This is a genomic window from Bacillus sp. UNC41MFS5 (assembly GCF_000686805.1).
The window spans coordinates 297,959-311,967 of record NZ_KK366019.1 but is presented as its reverse complement, the minus strand read 5'-3'; the positions used below and the strand labels follow the sequence as shown (position 1 = coordinate 311,967).

The following is a 14,009-nucleotide window of genomic DNA, read 5'->3' as shown; positions in this document are numbered from 1 at the left end:
TGTGCTACATAAATGAATAGCCACGAATTATTCCATACACTGCATCAGCTTTCACGTCACCTGACCAATACACTCAATGAAGCACTAAAACCTTTAGGTTTATATGGGTCACAATGGTCCGTCATTTTTGTTTTACAAACCAAAGGCTCATTAACCCAAAAAGAACTTTGTGATTATTTATTCGTTGAAGCTCCACCGATGACACGCACCATTCAACGGCTTGTCAAACAAGGATACGTACGTCAGGTTCTAGGAAAAGACAAGCGCGAGAAATTGATTCAATTAACAGATGTGGCATTGACGTTGTACCCAGAATGGGAAAAAACTGTCATGGAAAATAATCAATCATTATTGAAGCATCTTCCAGAACATTCACAGGAGGAGCTATTTCATTTACAAAAAAGCTGGTTACAAAAGCTTTTGTAAAAAGGAGAGAATCATATGAATAAACCTAAATTATGGACGAAAAATTTTATTAGTATTTCTTTAAGTAACTTTTTTCTATTTTTAACCTTTTATGTTTTACTCGTTACACTTCCAATTTATGCGATACAGGAGTTTCACAGCAATGCCTCTCAAGCAGGTTTAATGACAACCGTGTTTCTGATATCGGCGATTATCTCCCGTCCGCTTGCTGGTCAATGGCTTGAAAAAGCAGGTCATAGAAAGGTACTGCTTACCGCACTAATTATCTTCTCAGGTGCCTCTCTTTTATACTTTTTTCCAAAAACGATTGTTGGATTTTTGGCCATTCGATTGTTACATGGTGTTGGTTTTGGGATGGCGACAACCGCTGCAGGAGCAATCGTGGCAGACCTTATTCCGATTTCGCGCCGCGGGGAAGGAATGGGCTATTTTATTATGTCGACGAATATGGCGATGGTGTTAGGACCGTTTGTCGGCTTAACTGCCATTCAACAGTGGGGCCCGGAAGCCCTGTTCATTATTAGTGTCATTGTTGCGGTCGGTGCCCTGGTTACTGGGTTAAGTGTAAAAGTTAAAGAAACAGAGGAAACAGTCCATCCGGCTGTACAGTCTGCCTTTTCAATCAAAAGCTTAATTGAGCCTTCGGCCGTTCCAATCGCAATTGTTGGCTGCTTTCTTGCCATCGTTTATTCAGCACTTCTTTCTTTCGTATCTGTTTTTGCAACGGAAATACACCTTGCAGCGGTTTCCTCCCTTTTCTTTGTGGTGTATGCGATTGTTTTATTAATATCAAGACCTTTTACTGGGAAATGGTTAGACCTGTATGGTCCCAATGTGATTGTCTTTCCATGCATCGTACTGTTTGCGATTGGAATGTTTGTCTTAAGCCAAAGCGGCAGTGTGGTAAGTTTTCTCCTTTCTGCAGGGATGATTGGTTTAGGCTGGGGAACGCTGTTTCCAACCTTCCAAACAATCGCAATCCAAGACGCTGCTCCACGAAAAAGAGGATTAGCTACTGCAACTTTCCTATCCATCTATGATATCGGGATTGCCTTGGGCTCGTTTGTGGTCGGATTAGCAGCGGCAAAAATGGATTATAGCTCTCTTTATTTCTTTTGTTCTTTCTATATTTTATTGGGTATTGTTCTCTATTATTTCCTTCATACCCGGAAACATGCTTCGTTTAAAGAACGAAGCCATACAGAGGTAAATAACCTTAACTCGTAATAACTGATACCTCAATAAAGACCATCTATACCAATTCAAACACAAGAATCATCAATCCCTAGGAGGAAATGATGGTTCTTTTTAGTTTGGAGATAGCGATATAAAATTTGTTTATTTGAAAAATTCAAATATTTTTTCAGAAAGATAGGCAGTTGATTTTACATATGTTTCTATTTACGCTAATCTTATTTTGAAATCAATTTTCAATATATTGGAGGTAAATGATATGTTTGATGTATTAATTGTTGGTGCTGGACCTACTGGCGCAAGTGCTGCTCTTTTCACTGCGAAAGCTGGAAAGAAAACAGTGGTTATTGATAATGACAAGAGTGTAACAAAGAGAGCATGGATTGAAAACCATTATGGGGTTGCAGAAATTACTGGCCCAGATCTTGTTGAAATTGGGAAAAAACAAGCTAGCAAATTTGGCGCTGAAATTGTCCAAGCTACTGTCTCCAATATCAGCAAAGCAGAAGCTGGATTTAAAGTAGAAACTGATCAAGGTGAATATGAAGCAAAACATGTTATCCTTGCTACAGGAATGTCTGTTGATCTTGCGGAATCTGCTGGATTAACAACAAAGCCAGGAACTGAGCCAAGAATCAAAGCAATTTTTGATGTTGATGCTTCAGGTAAAACAAACATTGACGGTATTTGGGCAGCTGGAACGGTTGCGGGTGTGAGCATGCACACCATCATTACTGCTGGTGATGGAGCCAAAGTAGCGATTAATGTTATCAGTGAAATTAATGGTGAACGCTATGTTGACCATGATGTTTTAAAAGCATAACAAGTACATAAAAGGGGGAAGGCCAAATGGCAGTTAGGAAAATGGACCATGTCGGAGTAATGGTAAGCGACCTTGATGCCTCACTTCTTTTTTATCAAAAAGTGGTTGGGCTGGAATTAAAAGACCAATTTACGATTGCAAACGGTGCAAGAACGTTAGCCTTCCTTGGATTCAATGGATCTGATGAAACAGAATTGGAATTAGTGTATGGCGGTAATCCAGATCTTCCGGCTGAAGGAAAAGTCAATCATATCGCCTTCTTGGTCGATAATATTGAAGAGGAATTCGACCGTTTAAAAGGATTAAACGTAGTCTTTATTAGTGATGAAATCGTGACTCTTCCAAATGGGTATCGTAATTTCTTTGTGCAAGGCCCCGATGATGAAAAAGTCGAGTTTTTCCTAAGGTAAATTTAATAAAGAAAGGGGCTCAGCTGACTGAGTCCCTTTTCTTTCATTGCGAAATCAAGATGCATTAAATTGACAGTCTAGACCCTTCCTTTTAAAATTGGTTTAGCTTGATTATCGATTTAATAAAACGGAGCGTATTTATTACTTTTATTTTTAATATTAAGGGGAAATTGTATGATCAAAAAAGACACAAATCTTAAGCCCGTTGTCGCGGGTTTACTGCTGGCAATTTTAATGGCAGCAATGGATAATACCATCGTGGCAACGGCGATGGCGACCATTGTAGCAGACCTCGGTGGTTTTGATAAATTTATTTGGGTCACCTCTGCCTATATGGTAGCCGTAATGGCAGGGATGCCTATTTTCGGTAAGCTTTCCGATATGTATGGACGGAAACGCTTTTTTATTTTTGGACTCATTGTCTTTCTGATTGGATCGGCTTTGTGTGGTGTCGCCCAGAATATCATTCAGCTTAGTATTTATCGAGCCATTCAGGGAATCGGCGGCGGGGCTCTAATGCCAATTGCTTTTACCATTGTTTTTGATATCTTCCCACCCGAAAACCGTGGGAAAATGACTGGTTTGCTGGGGGCTGTTTTTGGAGCATCGAGTGTATTAGGACCGTTACTTGGTGCGTACATTACCGATTATATTAGTTGGCATTGGGTATTTTACGTGAATGTACCTATTGGCATTGTATCGATTTTCTTAATTGTGCGTTATTATCATGAATCATTGCAGCATTCCAAGCTAAAGGTTGATTGGCTTGGCGCGATTACTCTGGTTATTTCTGTGGTTAGCTTAATGTTCGCGCTTGAACTTGGCGGAAAAGAATACGCTTGGGATTCTACTCCTATCATCGGTTTGTTTGCAAGCTTCTTCGTCTTTTTTGTAGCCTTCTTCATTGCAGAGACAAAGGCTGCTGAACCGATTTTACCGCTTTGGCTGTTCAAAAGACGCTTATTTGCCACCTCGCAAATCTTATCGTTTTTATATGGCGGAACGTTTATTATCTTAACGGTATTTATCCCAATCTTCGTTCAAGCGGTCTACGGCGGGTCAGCTAAAAATGCAGGATTGATTTTGACGCCAATGATGCTCGGCTCTGTTGCGGGGAGCTCTGCCGGGGGGATTTTCTTAACGAAAACGTCTTACCGTAATTTGATGATTGTTTCAATTATTTCCTATGCTCTTGGCATGTATTTCCTTGGAACGTTGACGGTTGATACAGCTCGATGGCTGCTGACCATCTATATGATTTTGGTTGGCTTTGGGGTTGGTTTTTCATTCTCCTTACTGCCGACTGCATCTATGCACAATTTGGAACCGCAAAATCGCGGCACGGCCAACTCTACGAACTCATTTTTGCGGTCATTTGGAATGACACTTGGTGTAACGGTTTATGGCACCCTGCAGAACAACTTGTTTGCAGATAAATTAAAAGAAGCCTTCAAAGGTATGCAAGGGGCGGGAGATTTTAAAATGGGCGATCCGCGCCAAATCTTCCAAGCGAGTGAACGCTCGAAAATTCCTGATTTTATCTTGGATAAAATTATTCATGCCATGTCCGCTTCGATTACACATACCTTTTTACTAACACTGATTCCAATTGGGATTGCGGCAATTACAATCTTTTTCATGGGCAATGCCCGAGTTGAAGTTAGTAAGAAGCCTGCCAAAGAATAATAGAAAAGCACTTGGGCGTTCGATTCTTGTCCCAAGTGCTTATTTTTGTCATTCAGCAAACTTACCGGCCATGTAGTCACGGTACGCTTGGCGAATTTCTTCCTCTGTGTTCATGACGAAAGGACCCCTGGCAACGATTGGCTCATGAAGTGGTTTTCCTGCATATAACAGTACGCGAAGGGGTTCTTGGGCAGAAATAGACACTTCACTGTTATCTCCGGGGTCACCTTTTTCGAGTAGCAGCACATGACCTTTTTCGGCTTCCTTCTTACTTTTTCCAAACTGGCCTTTCCCTTCTAATACATACATGAAGCCATGATAATCCCCCGGGAGGTCTTGGGTAACTGAAGCTCCTGGTTGTAAGTTAATTTCAACCATTGTCACCGGAACATAATTTTTGGTTGTGGATGGAATCCCGCCTGATGAGCCGGAGAAAATTCTGATTAATGCTCCTTCTTCTTCGCGCACGGGCATGTCTCTGGCACGGAGATTTTGATAGCGCGGTTCGGCCATTTTGTGCTCACGCGGCAGATTGACCCACAGCTGCAAGGAATGAACAGTTTCCCCTTCAGCCGGGTCTTCGATATGGATCACACCTTTTCCAGCGGTCATCCACTGGACATCACCCGGTTCTAATTCGCCGCGGCCCGCTTTATTATCTTGATGCTCTAGTTTGCCGGCAATGACATAGGTCACCGTTTCAATCCCGCGATGTGGATGAAAATCAAACGTTCCTTTTTTAAAAAAATCCTCTGCCAGAAAAAGAAAAGGATCAGACTCTTTCATTTTATTCGGATCTAAGACCATTCCAGCTGTATGGATCGGGCTATGTTGGTGATGCTGAACGGTCCAAACGCGCTCAATATCTCTTTGAAAAATAACGCTCATTTTCTGTAACCTCCCTAGTCAAATCAAGTTAATGGTATCGTGATTGGGAAGCTTTATCAAATTAGAAACTTCGGCGATTGTCGGAAATGTGGATTCGCTCATTGATATCTCAGCGAGTTTTAAGATTCGCCGATAGATTGGAGAAATTCGCTGATTGGACAGGTAAATTCGCTGATAGAAAGCCCAAATTCGCTGATAGACTATAAAAATTCGCTGATAGAATTTTATTTAGAAAATATTTTACAAAATTCGATAATATTCTGCAGGAATTTCAATCTTTATATTAGAATTTTATTCTTAAAACGAGAGGAGTGATGATTTTGGTAATAAAAGAAAGGACAAAACCATTAATTTTGCTTATTTTAGAAGCTTTACTGCGACGTCTTCCCCACAGCCACCCAAAGTACCAACAGATTTTAGATGAGCATGGAAGAAGACAAGCAGGCTACATAGGTGAGAAATCGCTCGATTACTATTACCGTGAACTTCCGCATCAGAAATACATGATTCTCCACGATTTAAACCTTCCTGATGGCGACTACAACTGCCAAATAGATACCCTTCTTCTCACATCTGAATTTGCCATTGCGATTGATGTCAAAAATATGGCTGGAAAGTTAATTTTTGATACGGAAAATGAACAGTTTATTCAAATTAATAATGGAATTGAAAAAGGATACCCCTATCCGATTGCTCAAGCAGAAAGACATCAAAAGTACTTACAGAAACTTCTTGCTGCCCATCATTTCCCTTCGGTTCCAGTTGAATATTTGGTGGTCATTAGTAATGGGTATACTACATATTCTGTTACAGGAAAAAACGCACACAAAGTCAAATCTCGCGTATGTAAGGCCGATGTCTTTTTAAACAAAATTCCCCCTTTAGAAAAACAATATTCGAAACCGCTGCTGACCTCCAAGGAACTCAAGAAGCTTTGCCGCCTCCTAGTGAAGATGAACACCCTTCCGACAAGCTATGTATTAAATAAATACGGTATTCAGAAATCAGACTTGTTAACAGGTGTCCACTGTCCTACCAACTCTAATCATTCCCTCATTCGTAAAAAACAGAATTGGTACTGCCCTTCCTGCGATGCTTTTTCAAAAGACGCACATATTAACGCACTGAAGGATTATTTTCTGCTGTTTGGTCCGACGATAACAAATAAGCAGTTTCGGGAATTTGCTCATTTGAAATCTCAAGATACAGCAAAAAGACTACTCCAATCCTGTAACCTTCAATTTTCTGGAAATAAAAGATACCGTTATTACTTTCCAAAGACGATCCCATGGTATTAATTTTCAGATGAATATCAATGGAATATATCATTCGCCGATAGAATAGCAAAATTCGCTGATTGAACACAAATATTCGCTGATTGAAAGCCAAAATTCGCTGATAGACTATAAAAATTCGCTGATAAAACACATATACTCATCTCCAGCGCCGAAAATTAGCGGTCAAAAACGAATAAAGGACACCTAAAATAGGTGTCCTCAATCAATAACTCCGCTTTTTAAACCTCAATGTCCTTGCCTTCTTCGACGACATGGAACAATAGATGGGCTAAATGATGAATCGGGCCATATTCTTCTTGATCTTCATCGTCTGGTTCTTCGTTAAATTCCATATCATTTAAGAACAACGCCATGAATTCATAAAAGTCCTTCAATTGGAAGGAGTAGCAGCCGACTGGGTCTTCATTGTCTTCTTCATATTGCAATACCATGTATGAGAGGTCCCCATCCACATCTTCTGCATCAAAAAACACAAATAGGCCAATGTTTGTGTCGAGCTCGAATAAATGCCTTGTCCCACCTTCTGTTGCTTTCGTAAAATCGTCCTGGCTTAGTTTCTGAATTTGCATGCTATCTACATTATCTTCTTGATGGAATCCGACAACAAATGATTTCATGATTTCCTCCTTCATGTACTCCAAAATAAAAAACACATGTCATTAGCATGCCCTAATAAAATAAAAAAATCCCTGATAGGTTCAGGGATTTACAATCAGCCAATTGGCGGTTGAATGGGATGGTTTAACACATTATCTTCTGTTGAAATGGCCACATCATATGAAGTTGACACTTTCACATCCTTTGTGGTAGCGAAAAGTGCAATCAGTGAGATTGAGAACAATAGGACAACAAACTTTTTCATTAAAATTGCCTCCTAAACTTAAATTATTTTATTTAAATATTTCACTGCAGCGATCACCACACCCTTTTGAGAGTAATAGTCGGCAAGCATTTTATAAAAATGTGTTAAGTCATCACTATGTTCATTTTCCTCTTCTAGATAGGGAATGACTTTCCCTTCCAAATATTTAAATGCTTTTACAGGTGAGGTTAGAAGAAGGAGATAAAAGTCAGCTAAGATACGATATTTTTTGGCAGACAATTCTTTTGAGAGAAGGTTCACTTCTTGGAAACAAAGCTTTGCTTTCTCTAATGATTTCAGAGAATGGTGAAGCTCTCCAATTGCATATAACGTCACTAGGTAATGATGGTTTTTGGTTGGCTGAAGCGCCAAACTTTTTTCATAATAGTTTAGTGCTTTCTTTGCATTTTTCATTTTAAATTGCAAATGGCCCATATTATGATAGATTTGGGGAAGTAATTTATCTTTTCTTAGTATTTCTGCATTGCGGATTAAATGTTGAAAACACTCTTGTGCTTCTTCGTAAATATTGGAATGGGTATAATTAATACCTAACAGCATAAGTGTGTGGAGTATTCTGATGAAGTTGTGCTGATTCATGAATATTTGCAGTGCCATTTTTCCAAAATGGATGGCATGTCCTGAAAGCTCTAGTGAACTTTTTACAAGGGATCGATGGTACAGAAATTCGCCACTGGTTGTTTCTTTATTGTTTTCTGAATGTAAGGCATCAAGGATTTCATCTGCCGTTTGAAATTGACCCTTCCACATTAAGAATATCGCATTAAAATAGCGAAATAAATAGTCTTCATGTTGGGAAAAATTTTTCTTTTGCTTATATAAAAGCGCTCGTTGACCATCCGCTTCATCCACTTGGCCTTTAAAAATTAAATAGCGGAACTTATATAGTTCGTAGATATAAATATATTGAGAGAATGGGATTAGGTGTTCAATATCCATAAGTTTTTGATAATATTCTTCTATTTCATTTCTAAGATAAAAGTTAATCTTCTCGTCAAGTCCTTTTAATAAGGATTTGATTTCTTCTTCCTGCTCCTCCATCTCTTCGAGTCCGATATTTAGACGCTTTAGTAATAGAGCGATCGTCCCTTTATTTGCCTCTTTTGAGTTGTTTTCAATTTTACTTAAATGCGGGACAGAGCAAATTCCCTTAGAAAGCTCTGCCTGTGTTATTCCTCTTTGCGTTCGATAGAATTTAATCAGGGCTCCATATTCCATATTGCCACCAGACTAACCTTTCTTTTTCTTTAATTTTACATCAAACAGAGTACTCCCGATAGTGTTTTTCATATTATTTCAAAAATTTTGACTTTATGATAAAGGGCCATCAGGTACAACGCCCTGATGACCCTTTTCAAGGATTTACTTGACCCTCGGAAAGCCAAAGCCTGATGCGTAATCATCACCTGTTGCTGATCCGCTCCCGCCCAAAATATCATTACTCCTTGCACGATTTTGAAGCTCTGATCGAAGCTGGCTATTTGTCAGGGAAAGGTTAGCAGACCAAATCTTTGCTGCAAGCCCAGATACATGCGGCGTTGCCATCGATGTTCCACTAATGGTGTTGTAACTTCCATCTTTCCAAGTAGACTCAATTGCCCTTCCTGGTGCAGAAACCTCCACATCCCGCTCTTGAATTACAAAGTCACCATCTGTATTTTGATTTCCACGCGATGAAAAGTCTGCCACACGATAGGTGCCATTTTCCTGAACGTTTTCCAGGGCGGCAACTGCAACCACATTTACTAGTGCCCCAGGATAGCCAATCGTGTTGGTGCCAGGACCGTCATTTCCTGCAGCAGCAATAATTAATACACCTTTTCCATAGGCATAATCAACTGCACTCGAGATGAGGGAATCCTTTGTGCTTGACCCGAGCGACATCGAAATAATGACTTTTGATCCATTGCTGGTCGCTTCGTCCGCTACCTTGCGAATGGCTGCAGCAATATCATCGGAATAGCCACTGCCACGGTTGTTTAACACTTTATAGGACCAAAGTTTCGCCTCTGGTGCTACCCCGTAAATTCCCTGACCAGTTCCGCCGTTGGCCAAAACCGTTCCGGAGACATGTGTTCCATGTCCATTTCCATCCGAACAACTTCCCTCAACCAACGAGACTTTATTTTGGGAAAAATCCTTACATTGTTCAACATTGCTCTTTAAATCCACATGATTTACATTGACACCCGTATCAAGGACCGCTACCTTAATTCCGTTTCCACCTGAAGTTCTCGCAATCGCTTGATCATTATAAATGGCTTGAATTCCCCATGGCGTTTGATCACTAGGTCCTGAAGTTGTTGTCCCGCCTGGCTTTGCCGCTAATTCAGTCTTAGATATGAACTGTAATTCTGGTAATCTCTCAATGGTTAAATTCTTGTTGTTTAAAAGGGCTTGATATTGATGTGCATTAACGGTTGTTGTAAATCCCTTACTTTCAAAATCCCAGCGGGCTCCATAGCTCGCCTTTGCTTTTGCCTTTTCAGAGGCGGGGCCTTGAATTAATACACGATAAGTTTCCTGACCGTTTGTTTGTTGCCCGAATGTAGCGGTCGCAAACATTGAAATTCCCATGATGAAACTAAGTAGTACAGAGCCTACTATTCTACTTTTCTTCAATAAGAAACTCCCCCCAACAATAGTAGCAGCACTTGCTAATATTTAAATCCTATTCAAAATATCTCGATTATATATCAAACGAGCCGAACTAATAAGTTGGGAAAATTTTTATTTTTTTATTAAAAAACCAGCCCATATAAGGACTGGTTTCTAAAAATATTTCTTTTTCCAAAAAATAAAAGCTGTTAAACTCGTTAAAAATGCCGAGATTACTAGTGGTATGGCATACGAATGGGTAGCGTGCTGCAGGGGGATATCAACATTCATCCCATAAAAGCTCGCCACCATTGTTGGAAAGGATAAGATAATGGTAATCGAAGTTAAGAACTTCATGACGATGTTTAGGTTATTTGAAATAATGGATGCGAAGGCATTCATCATTCCAGTTAAAATGGAACGATAGGTTTCGGCCATCTCAATCGCCTGTGTTTTTTCAATAATCACGTCTTCTAATAAGTCCTTGTCTTCTTCGTACATTTTTAGATAATTAAATCGCAAGATCTTATCGAGGACAACCTTATTTGACTTTAGGGAAGTCGTAAAGTAAACCAAACTTTTCTCTAATGCAAGAAAGGCAAACAACTCTTTATTTTTTAATGACTGATGAACGACATGTTCAATTTCATTGGTTTTCTTGTTAATTTGTTTTAAGTAACGTAAATAATACGAAGAAATAACGAACAATATTTGCAAAGCAAAACGTGTCTTTTTAAAAGTAAAAAACTCTTTTACTCTGTTTTTCCGAAATTCTTCTAAAATGGGGGTATCTTTTAAGGAAACCGTAATGATACAGTCATCGGTTAGAATAATGCCGATCGGGATGGTTTCATATCCAGCAAAGCCATTTTCATCATGAACGATATAGGGAAAATCGACAATGATATACACGCGGCCATCGTCTCGTTCAATCCTCGGACGTTCCTCATCATCGAGAGCATCTTTAATGATATCTACATCGACTTGGGCTTCCATTGACACCTTATTGATTTCTTCTTGGGTTGGGGAATACATATTAACCCAGCACCCTTTTGATATTACATCAACCGTTTCTAAAACTTTTGTCTCTGTACTTTTAAAAATTTCCAGCATGACTTAACCTCCTCACTCACTTTGTTCGAGGAAGCCAACAACCTTTTCTAGAGTTGATATTCTTGCTATTCATTTCAATCCATTCAAAGATCACATTGACTTCCCCACACCTACTACTTGGGTCCGGGTCTACGGAATAACTCAAAAATATCAACTCCCTCTAACTTTTTATATTTCCTATCCTATCATAAACCCTAATCACTTAAAGTACAAAGGAGTTTTTCCTAAATTTATTCATCTTCTTCAAAAAAGGGATTTAAATGGATCAAAACTTCCTGAATGTTATCGTTCTTATCCATCAGTTTTTGTTTAATTGCTTTTGCCAGGTCGTGCCCCTGCTTAATGGTTTTATCATGATCAATCGCAATCCGTAAATCCACCAATACATAATGACCCAGTTCTCTCGCTCTAATGCGGTCAATTCGTTTTACTTCATTGAATTCCTTCACAACTGCAACGTATTCCTGCAGTGTCTCTGTATCAATGTTCCGCTCCAGTAAGATATCAAATGCTTCGGTTAACATTTCCTTAGCAATTTTAAAAATTAAATAAGCGACAAAAATACTAGCGGCCTTATCCCCGTATAATAAAAAGTGAATATCGAAACGGCTGCCGGCAATCGAAAGGAGCACCCCGATTGCAGCAGCTATTGATGCCACAATATCTGCTTTGTGATCAAATGCAATGGCCTCGACCGCTTTACTCTTATTTTCTTTTGCCACTTTTAACGAACTTCGATACAAAATAACCTTAGTCACATATGAAAAGAGGGCCACCCACATCGCCAGAAAACTCGGTGATTCCACTTCATGAAAGAAACCGCTAATCCCTTCGTAAACCACATAAATGGCAACAAGAAAGAGCAATATCCCGATAATCCCAGAAACTATGACTTCTGCCTTTCCATGTCCATATGGATGTTCATCATCGGCTGGCTTATTTGCAATTTTTATGACTAACAAGACAATCACTGATGCAAACACATCTGCAGCTGAATGAATCCCATCTGCGAAAACTGCGTCACTATTTCCAACCAATCCAATGATTATTTTTCCTAATGTAAGAATAATGTTACTAATTACACTAATCCACGCCACTTTTTTAGCCAAGGTTTCTCTCATTTCCATAAATACGTAAACCACCTTTAAAAATACCTCTAGAAATCATAGCAAATGCAGCCATGATGGGTCTAGAGAAAAAGTCTTGCCTGCTTCAAGCTATGTTGCTGTCAGGCAAATTATGTAAGTAACTATCCTTCCTGGCCTTCTATTTCTTCTTTCACCATTTCCACTTCTTCAACAACAGATATTTTGTTAATTTGATCATGGAGAAAATGAAACGCCTCGTCTAATTCTTCACGTGATGGAAACTCATTTTTTTTGTTCATTACGGTACCTCCATTGCAGATTTATTTTTTATTAGGAGTAATCCTGTTAAAAAAAGAAAAAAATACCCTTGTATCAAACATTGAAAGGGAGGAATTCAGGATGGAAAATAAGAATCAGAAAGCAAATCCAAAGAAAGAAGTCGCAGGCAGTTTCTATCATCCAAGTTATTATCAAGAAACAGATGATCTTTCTGCCGGGATAGCGACTACGCATGAGCAAGCAAGTGACACCTATACTGAAGGTGAAATTGGTGCGGTAATTGATGATGTCAACGGTAAGGATATACCAATCCCACAAAAAGGCTATGATAAATAATTAGAAAACTCGCCGACTGACGAGCCCCTAAGGGCGAAGACAGATGCGTAGTTGCACTTATGCCTGATTGGAGAGTTTACTTTCCTATCGGCGAAAATCAGAGAAAACAGCTCTCGCTAAGGAAGCTGTTTTCTCTTTTTGTGTCCCCATTATTTATTATCATCAACGTAAGGGTCGTGTTCAAAGGCAGGTAAATCGCCAAAACTGGTCATGATTCCTTCCTCATCAAGGGCATCTTCGTAACTTTCATGCTGAGGATTTGGATAAACTTTGATATTATTTCCATACATGTCATTTCCAACAAAATTTTCATAGTCCTCCACATAGCTAATGTTTTCGTCTGCTTCAGTATAGATATCACTATAACTATCCTGTGGGAAGGCTAAATCGGAAGGAGTCTCGGATGTGCCCCACGCTGCAACAGTCTGCCAAGAATCTTCTGCATCAAAAGCAACGTTCTCATCTTTTTCATCCATATCGAATTTACCAAATGGAGGCATTAGCACCCCTTCTTCTACAGGTCGCTTGTGGGAAGTAACCTGATCGGGGCTGTGCTCGATACAATAGGTTGTATTTGGTAATGCCTGTAAACGCTCTAGTGGAATTTCTTTTCCGCACACCTCACAATTTCCATACGTGCCATTTTCCATTGCTTCTAATGCGTGATCTATATTCCTAATTTCAAATTGATAATGTTCATTTAAAGCAATATCTTTCTCCCGCTCAAATAATTCTGTTCCATCATCTGCTGGATGGTTATCATAGCTGGATAACTCCCCCATTGACTCATGACCGAAGCCTCTTTCTAAACCAAAATGGTCATTTTGTTCTATATGTTCTTTTACCTCACTCTTTTCTTTTAACAATTGTAACCGTAACTCAGCTAACTGCTGTGTTGATAACATGTGATAAACCCCTTTCAATGAAAAGCGCTAAGATTTATTGCTCCATCTATTTCACCATTATATTTTTTGTTATTATCGTTCT

16 protein-coding genes are annotated in these 14,009 nt (G+C 39.4%); 7 read left to right on the top strand and 9 right to left on the bottom strand.

The window, feature by feature from the left end; all coding sequences use genetic code 11:
- Positions 1-12: 12 nt before the first annotated feature.
- The 5 genes from BR30_RS0128170 to BR30_RS0128150 all read left to right on the top strand — a co-directional run bounded on the left by BR30_RS0128170 (position 13) and on the right by BR30_RS0128150 (position 4,539).
- A complete protein-coding gene (locus tag BR30_RS0128170; protein WP_026567954.1) occupies positions 13-426 on the top strand; it encodes a MarR family winged helix-turn-helix transcriptional regulator in 414 nt (137 codons plus the stop codon).
- A 15-nt stretch (positions 427-441) separates the two neighbouring features.
- Positions 442-1,653, top strand: coding sequence for an MFS transporter (locus tag BR30_RS34760; RefSeq protein WP_035446284.1), 1,212 nt, complete (start codon positions 442-444; stop codon positions 1,651-1,653).
- Between the two features lie 226 nt (positions 1,654-1,879).
- Entirely contained in the window at positions 1,880-2,443 is a 564-nt protein-coding gene (locus tag BR30_RS0128160) for an NAD(P)/FAD-dependent oxidoreductase (protein WP_026567953.1), read from the top strand.
- Positions 2,444-2,469: 26 nt separating this feature from the next.
- A complete protein-coding gene (locus BR30_RS0128155; protein ID WP_026567952.1) occupies positions 2,470-2,853 on the top strand; it encodes a VOC family protein in 384 nt (127 codons plus the stop codon).
- A 174-nt stretch (positions 2,854-3,027) separates the two neighbouring features.
- Complete coding sequence (locus BR30_RS0128150; RefSeq protein ID WP_026567951.1) at positions 3,028-4,539, top strand: MDR family MFS transporter; 1,512 nt, start codon at positions 3,028-3,030, stop codon at positions 4,537-4,539.
- Between the two features lie 48 nt (positions 4,540-4,587).
- Here the strand turns inward: BR30_RS0128150 and BR30_RS0128145 are convergent, their stop codons facing one another.
- Positions 4,588-5,427, bottom strand: a complete 840-nt coding sequence (locus BR30_RS0128145; protein ID WP_026567950.1) for a pirin family protein — start codon at positions 5,425-5,427, stop codon at positions 4,588-4,590.
- A gap of 320 nt (positions 5,428-5,747) precedes the next feature.
- Between BR30_RS0128145 and BR30_RS0128140 the strand changes: the two genes are divergently transcribed.
- Positions 5,748-6,725, top strand: a complete 978-nt coding sequence (locus BR30_RS0128140) for a nuclease-related domain-containing protein (RefSeq protein ID WP_026567949.1) — start codon at positions 5,748-5,750, stop codon at positions 6,723-6,725.
- Between the two features lie 218 nt (positions 6,726-6,943).
- Here BR30_RS0128140 and BR30_RS0128135 read toward each other — a convergent pair whose 3' ends face one another.
- The 7 genes from BR30_RS0128135 to BR30_RS37035 form a co-directional block, all read right to left on the bottom strand.
- Positions 6,944-7,342: a hypothetical protein gene (locus BR30_RS0128135; protein ID WP_026567948.1), complete on the bottom strand. Its 399-nt coding sequence runs from the start codon at positions 7,340-7,342 to the stop codon at positions 6,944-6,946.
- A 95-nt stretch (positions 7,343-7,437) separates the two neighbouring features.
- Positions 7,438-7,587, bottom strand: a complete 150-nt coding sequence (locus BR30_RS37040; RefSeq protein WP_155928902.1) for a hypothetical protein — start codon at positions 7,585-7,587, stop codon at positions 7,438-7,440.
- A gap of 18 nt (positions 7,588-7,605) precedes the next feature.
- A complete protein-coding gene (locus tag BR30_RS0128125) occupies positions 7,606-8,826 on the bottom strand; it encodes a tetratricopeptide repeat protein (RefSeq protein WP_026567947.1) in 1,221 nt (406 codons plus the stop codon).
- A gap of 144 nt (positions 8,827-8,970) precedes the next feature.
- Positions 8,971-10,230, bottom strand: a complete 1,260-nt coding sequence (locus BR30_RS0128120; protein ID WP_026567946.1) for a S8 family peptidase — start codon at positions 10,228-10,230, stop codon at positions 8,971-8,973.
- Between the two features lie 150 nt (positions 10,231-10,380).
- Entirely contained in the window at positions 10,381-11,319 is a 939-nt protein-coding gene (locus tag BR30_RS0128115; protein WP_026567945.1) for a magnesium transporter CorA family protein, read from the bottom strand.
- Between the two features lie 230 nt (positions 11,320-11,549).
- On the bottom strand, positions 11,550-12,446 hold the full coding sequence (locus tag BR30_RS0128110) for a cation diffusion facilitator family transporter (protein ID WP_026567944.1): 897 nt from the start codon (positions 12,444-12,446) through the stop codon (positions 11,550-11,552).
- Between the two features lie 122 nt (positions 12,447-12,568).
- Positions 12,569-12,706: a hypothetical protein gene (locus BR30_RS37035; protein ID WP_155928900.1), complete on the bottom strand. Its 138-nt coding sequence runs from the start codon at positions 12,704-12,706 to the stop codon at positions 12,569-12,571.
- 100 nt (positions 12,707-12,806) lie between these two features.
- Between BR30_RS37035 and BR30_RS0128100 the strand changes: the two genes are divergently transcribed.
- Positions 12,807-13,022, top strand: a complete 216-nt coding sequence (locus BR30_RS0128100) for a YozQ family protein (protein ID WP_026567943.1) — start codon at positions 12,807-12,809, stop codon at positions 13,020-13,022.
- 149 nt (positions 13,023-13,171) lie between these two features.
- Here the strand turns inward: BR30_RS0128100 and BR30_RS0128095 are convergent, their stop codons facing one another.
- Complete coding sequence (locus BR30_RS0128095; RefSeq protein ID WP_026567942.1) at positions 13,172-13,927, bottom strand: yteA family sporulation protein; 756 nt, start codon at positions 13,925-13,927, stop codon at positions 13,172-13,174.
- Positions 13,928-14,009 lie beyond the last annotated feature (82 nt).

What these genes read in the sequence shown, in the direction of transcription:
- BR30_RS0128170 (WP_026567954.1), top strand. Translation starts at nt 13, where the DNA reads ATGAATAGCCACGAATTATTCCATACACTGCATCAGCTTTCACGTCAC.
- BR30_RS34760 (WP_035446284.1), top strand. Translation starts at nt 442, where the DNA reads ATGAATAAACCTAAATTATGGACGAAAAATTTTATTAGTATTTCTTTA.
- BR30_RS0128160 (WP_026567953.1), top strand. Translation starts at nt 1,880, where the DNA reads ATGTTTGATGTATTAATTGTTGGTGCTGGACCTACTGGCGCAAGTGCT.
- BR30_RS0128155 (WP_026567952.1), top strand. Translation starts at nt 2,470, where the DNA reads ATGGCAGTTAGGAAAATGGACCATGTCGGAGTAATGGTAAGCGACCTT.
- BR30_RS0128150 (WP_026567951.1), top strand. Translation starts at nt 3,028, where the DNA reads ATGATCAAAAAAGACACAAATCTTAAGCCCGTTGTCGCGGGTTTACTG.
- BR30_RS0128145 (WP_026567950.1), bottom strand. Translation starts at nt 5,427, where the DNA reads ATGAGCGTTATTTTTCAAAGAGATATTGAGCGCGTTTGGACCGTTCAG.
- BR30_RS0128135 (WP_026567948.1), bottom strand. Translation starts at nt 7,342, where the DNA reads ATGAAATCATTTGTTGTCGGATTCCATCAAGAAGATAATGTAGATAGC.
- BR30_RS37040 (WP_155928902.1), bottom strand. Translation starts at nt 7,587, where the DNA reads ATGAAAAAGTTTGTTGTCCTATTGTTCTCAATCTCACTGATTGCACTT.
- BR30_RS0128125 (WP_026567947.1), bottom strand. Translation starts at nt 8,826, where the DNA reads ATGGAATATGGAGCCCTGATTAAATTCTATCGAACGCAAAGAGGAATA.
- BR30_RS0128115 (WP_026567945.1), bottom strand. Translation starts at nt 11,319, where the DNA reads ATGCTGGAAATTTTTAAAAGTACAGAGACAAAAGTTTTAGAAACGGTT.
- BR30_RS0128110 (WP_026567944.1), bottom strand. Translation starts at nt 12,446, where the DNA reads ATGGAAATGAGAGAAACCTTGGCTAAAAAAGTGGCGTGGATTAGTGTA.
- BR30_RS37035 (WP_155928900.1), bottom strand. Translation starts at nt 12,706, where the DNA reads ATGAACAAAAAAAATGAGTTTCCATCACGTGAAGAATTAGACGAGGCG.
- BR30_RS0128100 (WP_026567943.1), top strand. Translation starts at nt 12,807, where the DNA reads ATGGAAAATAAGAATCAGAAAGCAAATCCAAAGAAAGAAGTCGCAGGC.
- BR30_RS0128095 (WP_026567942.1), bottom strand. Translation starts at nt 13,927, where the DNA reads ATGTTATCAACACAGCAGTTAGCTGAGTTACGGTTACAATTGTTAAAA.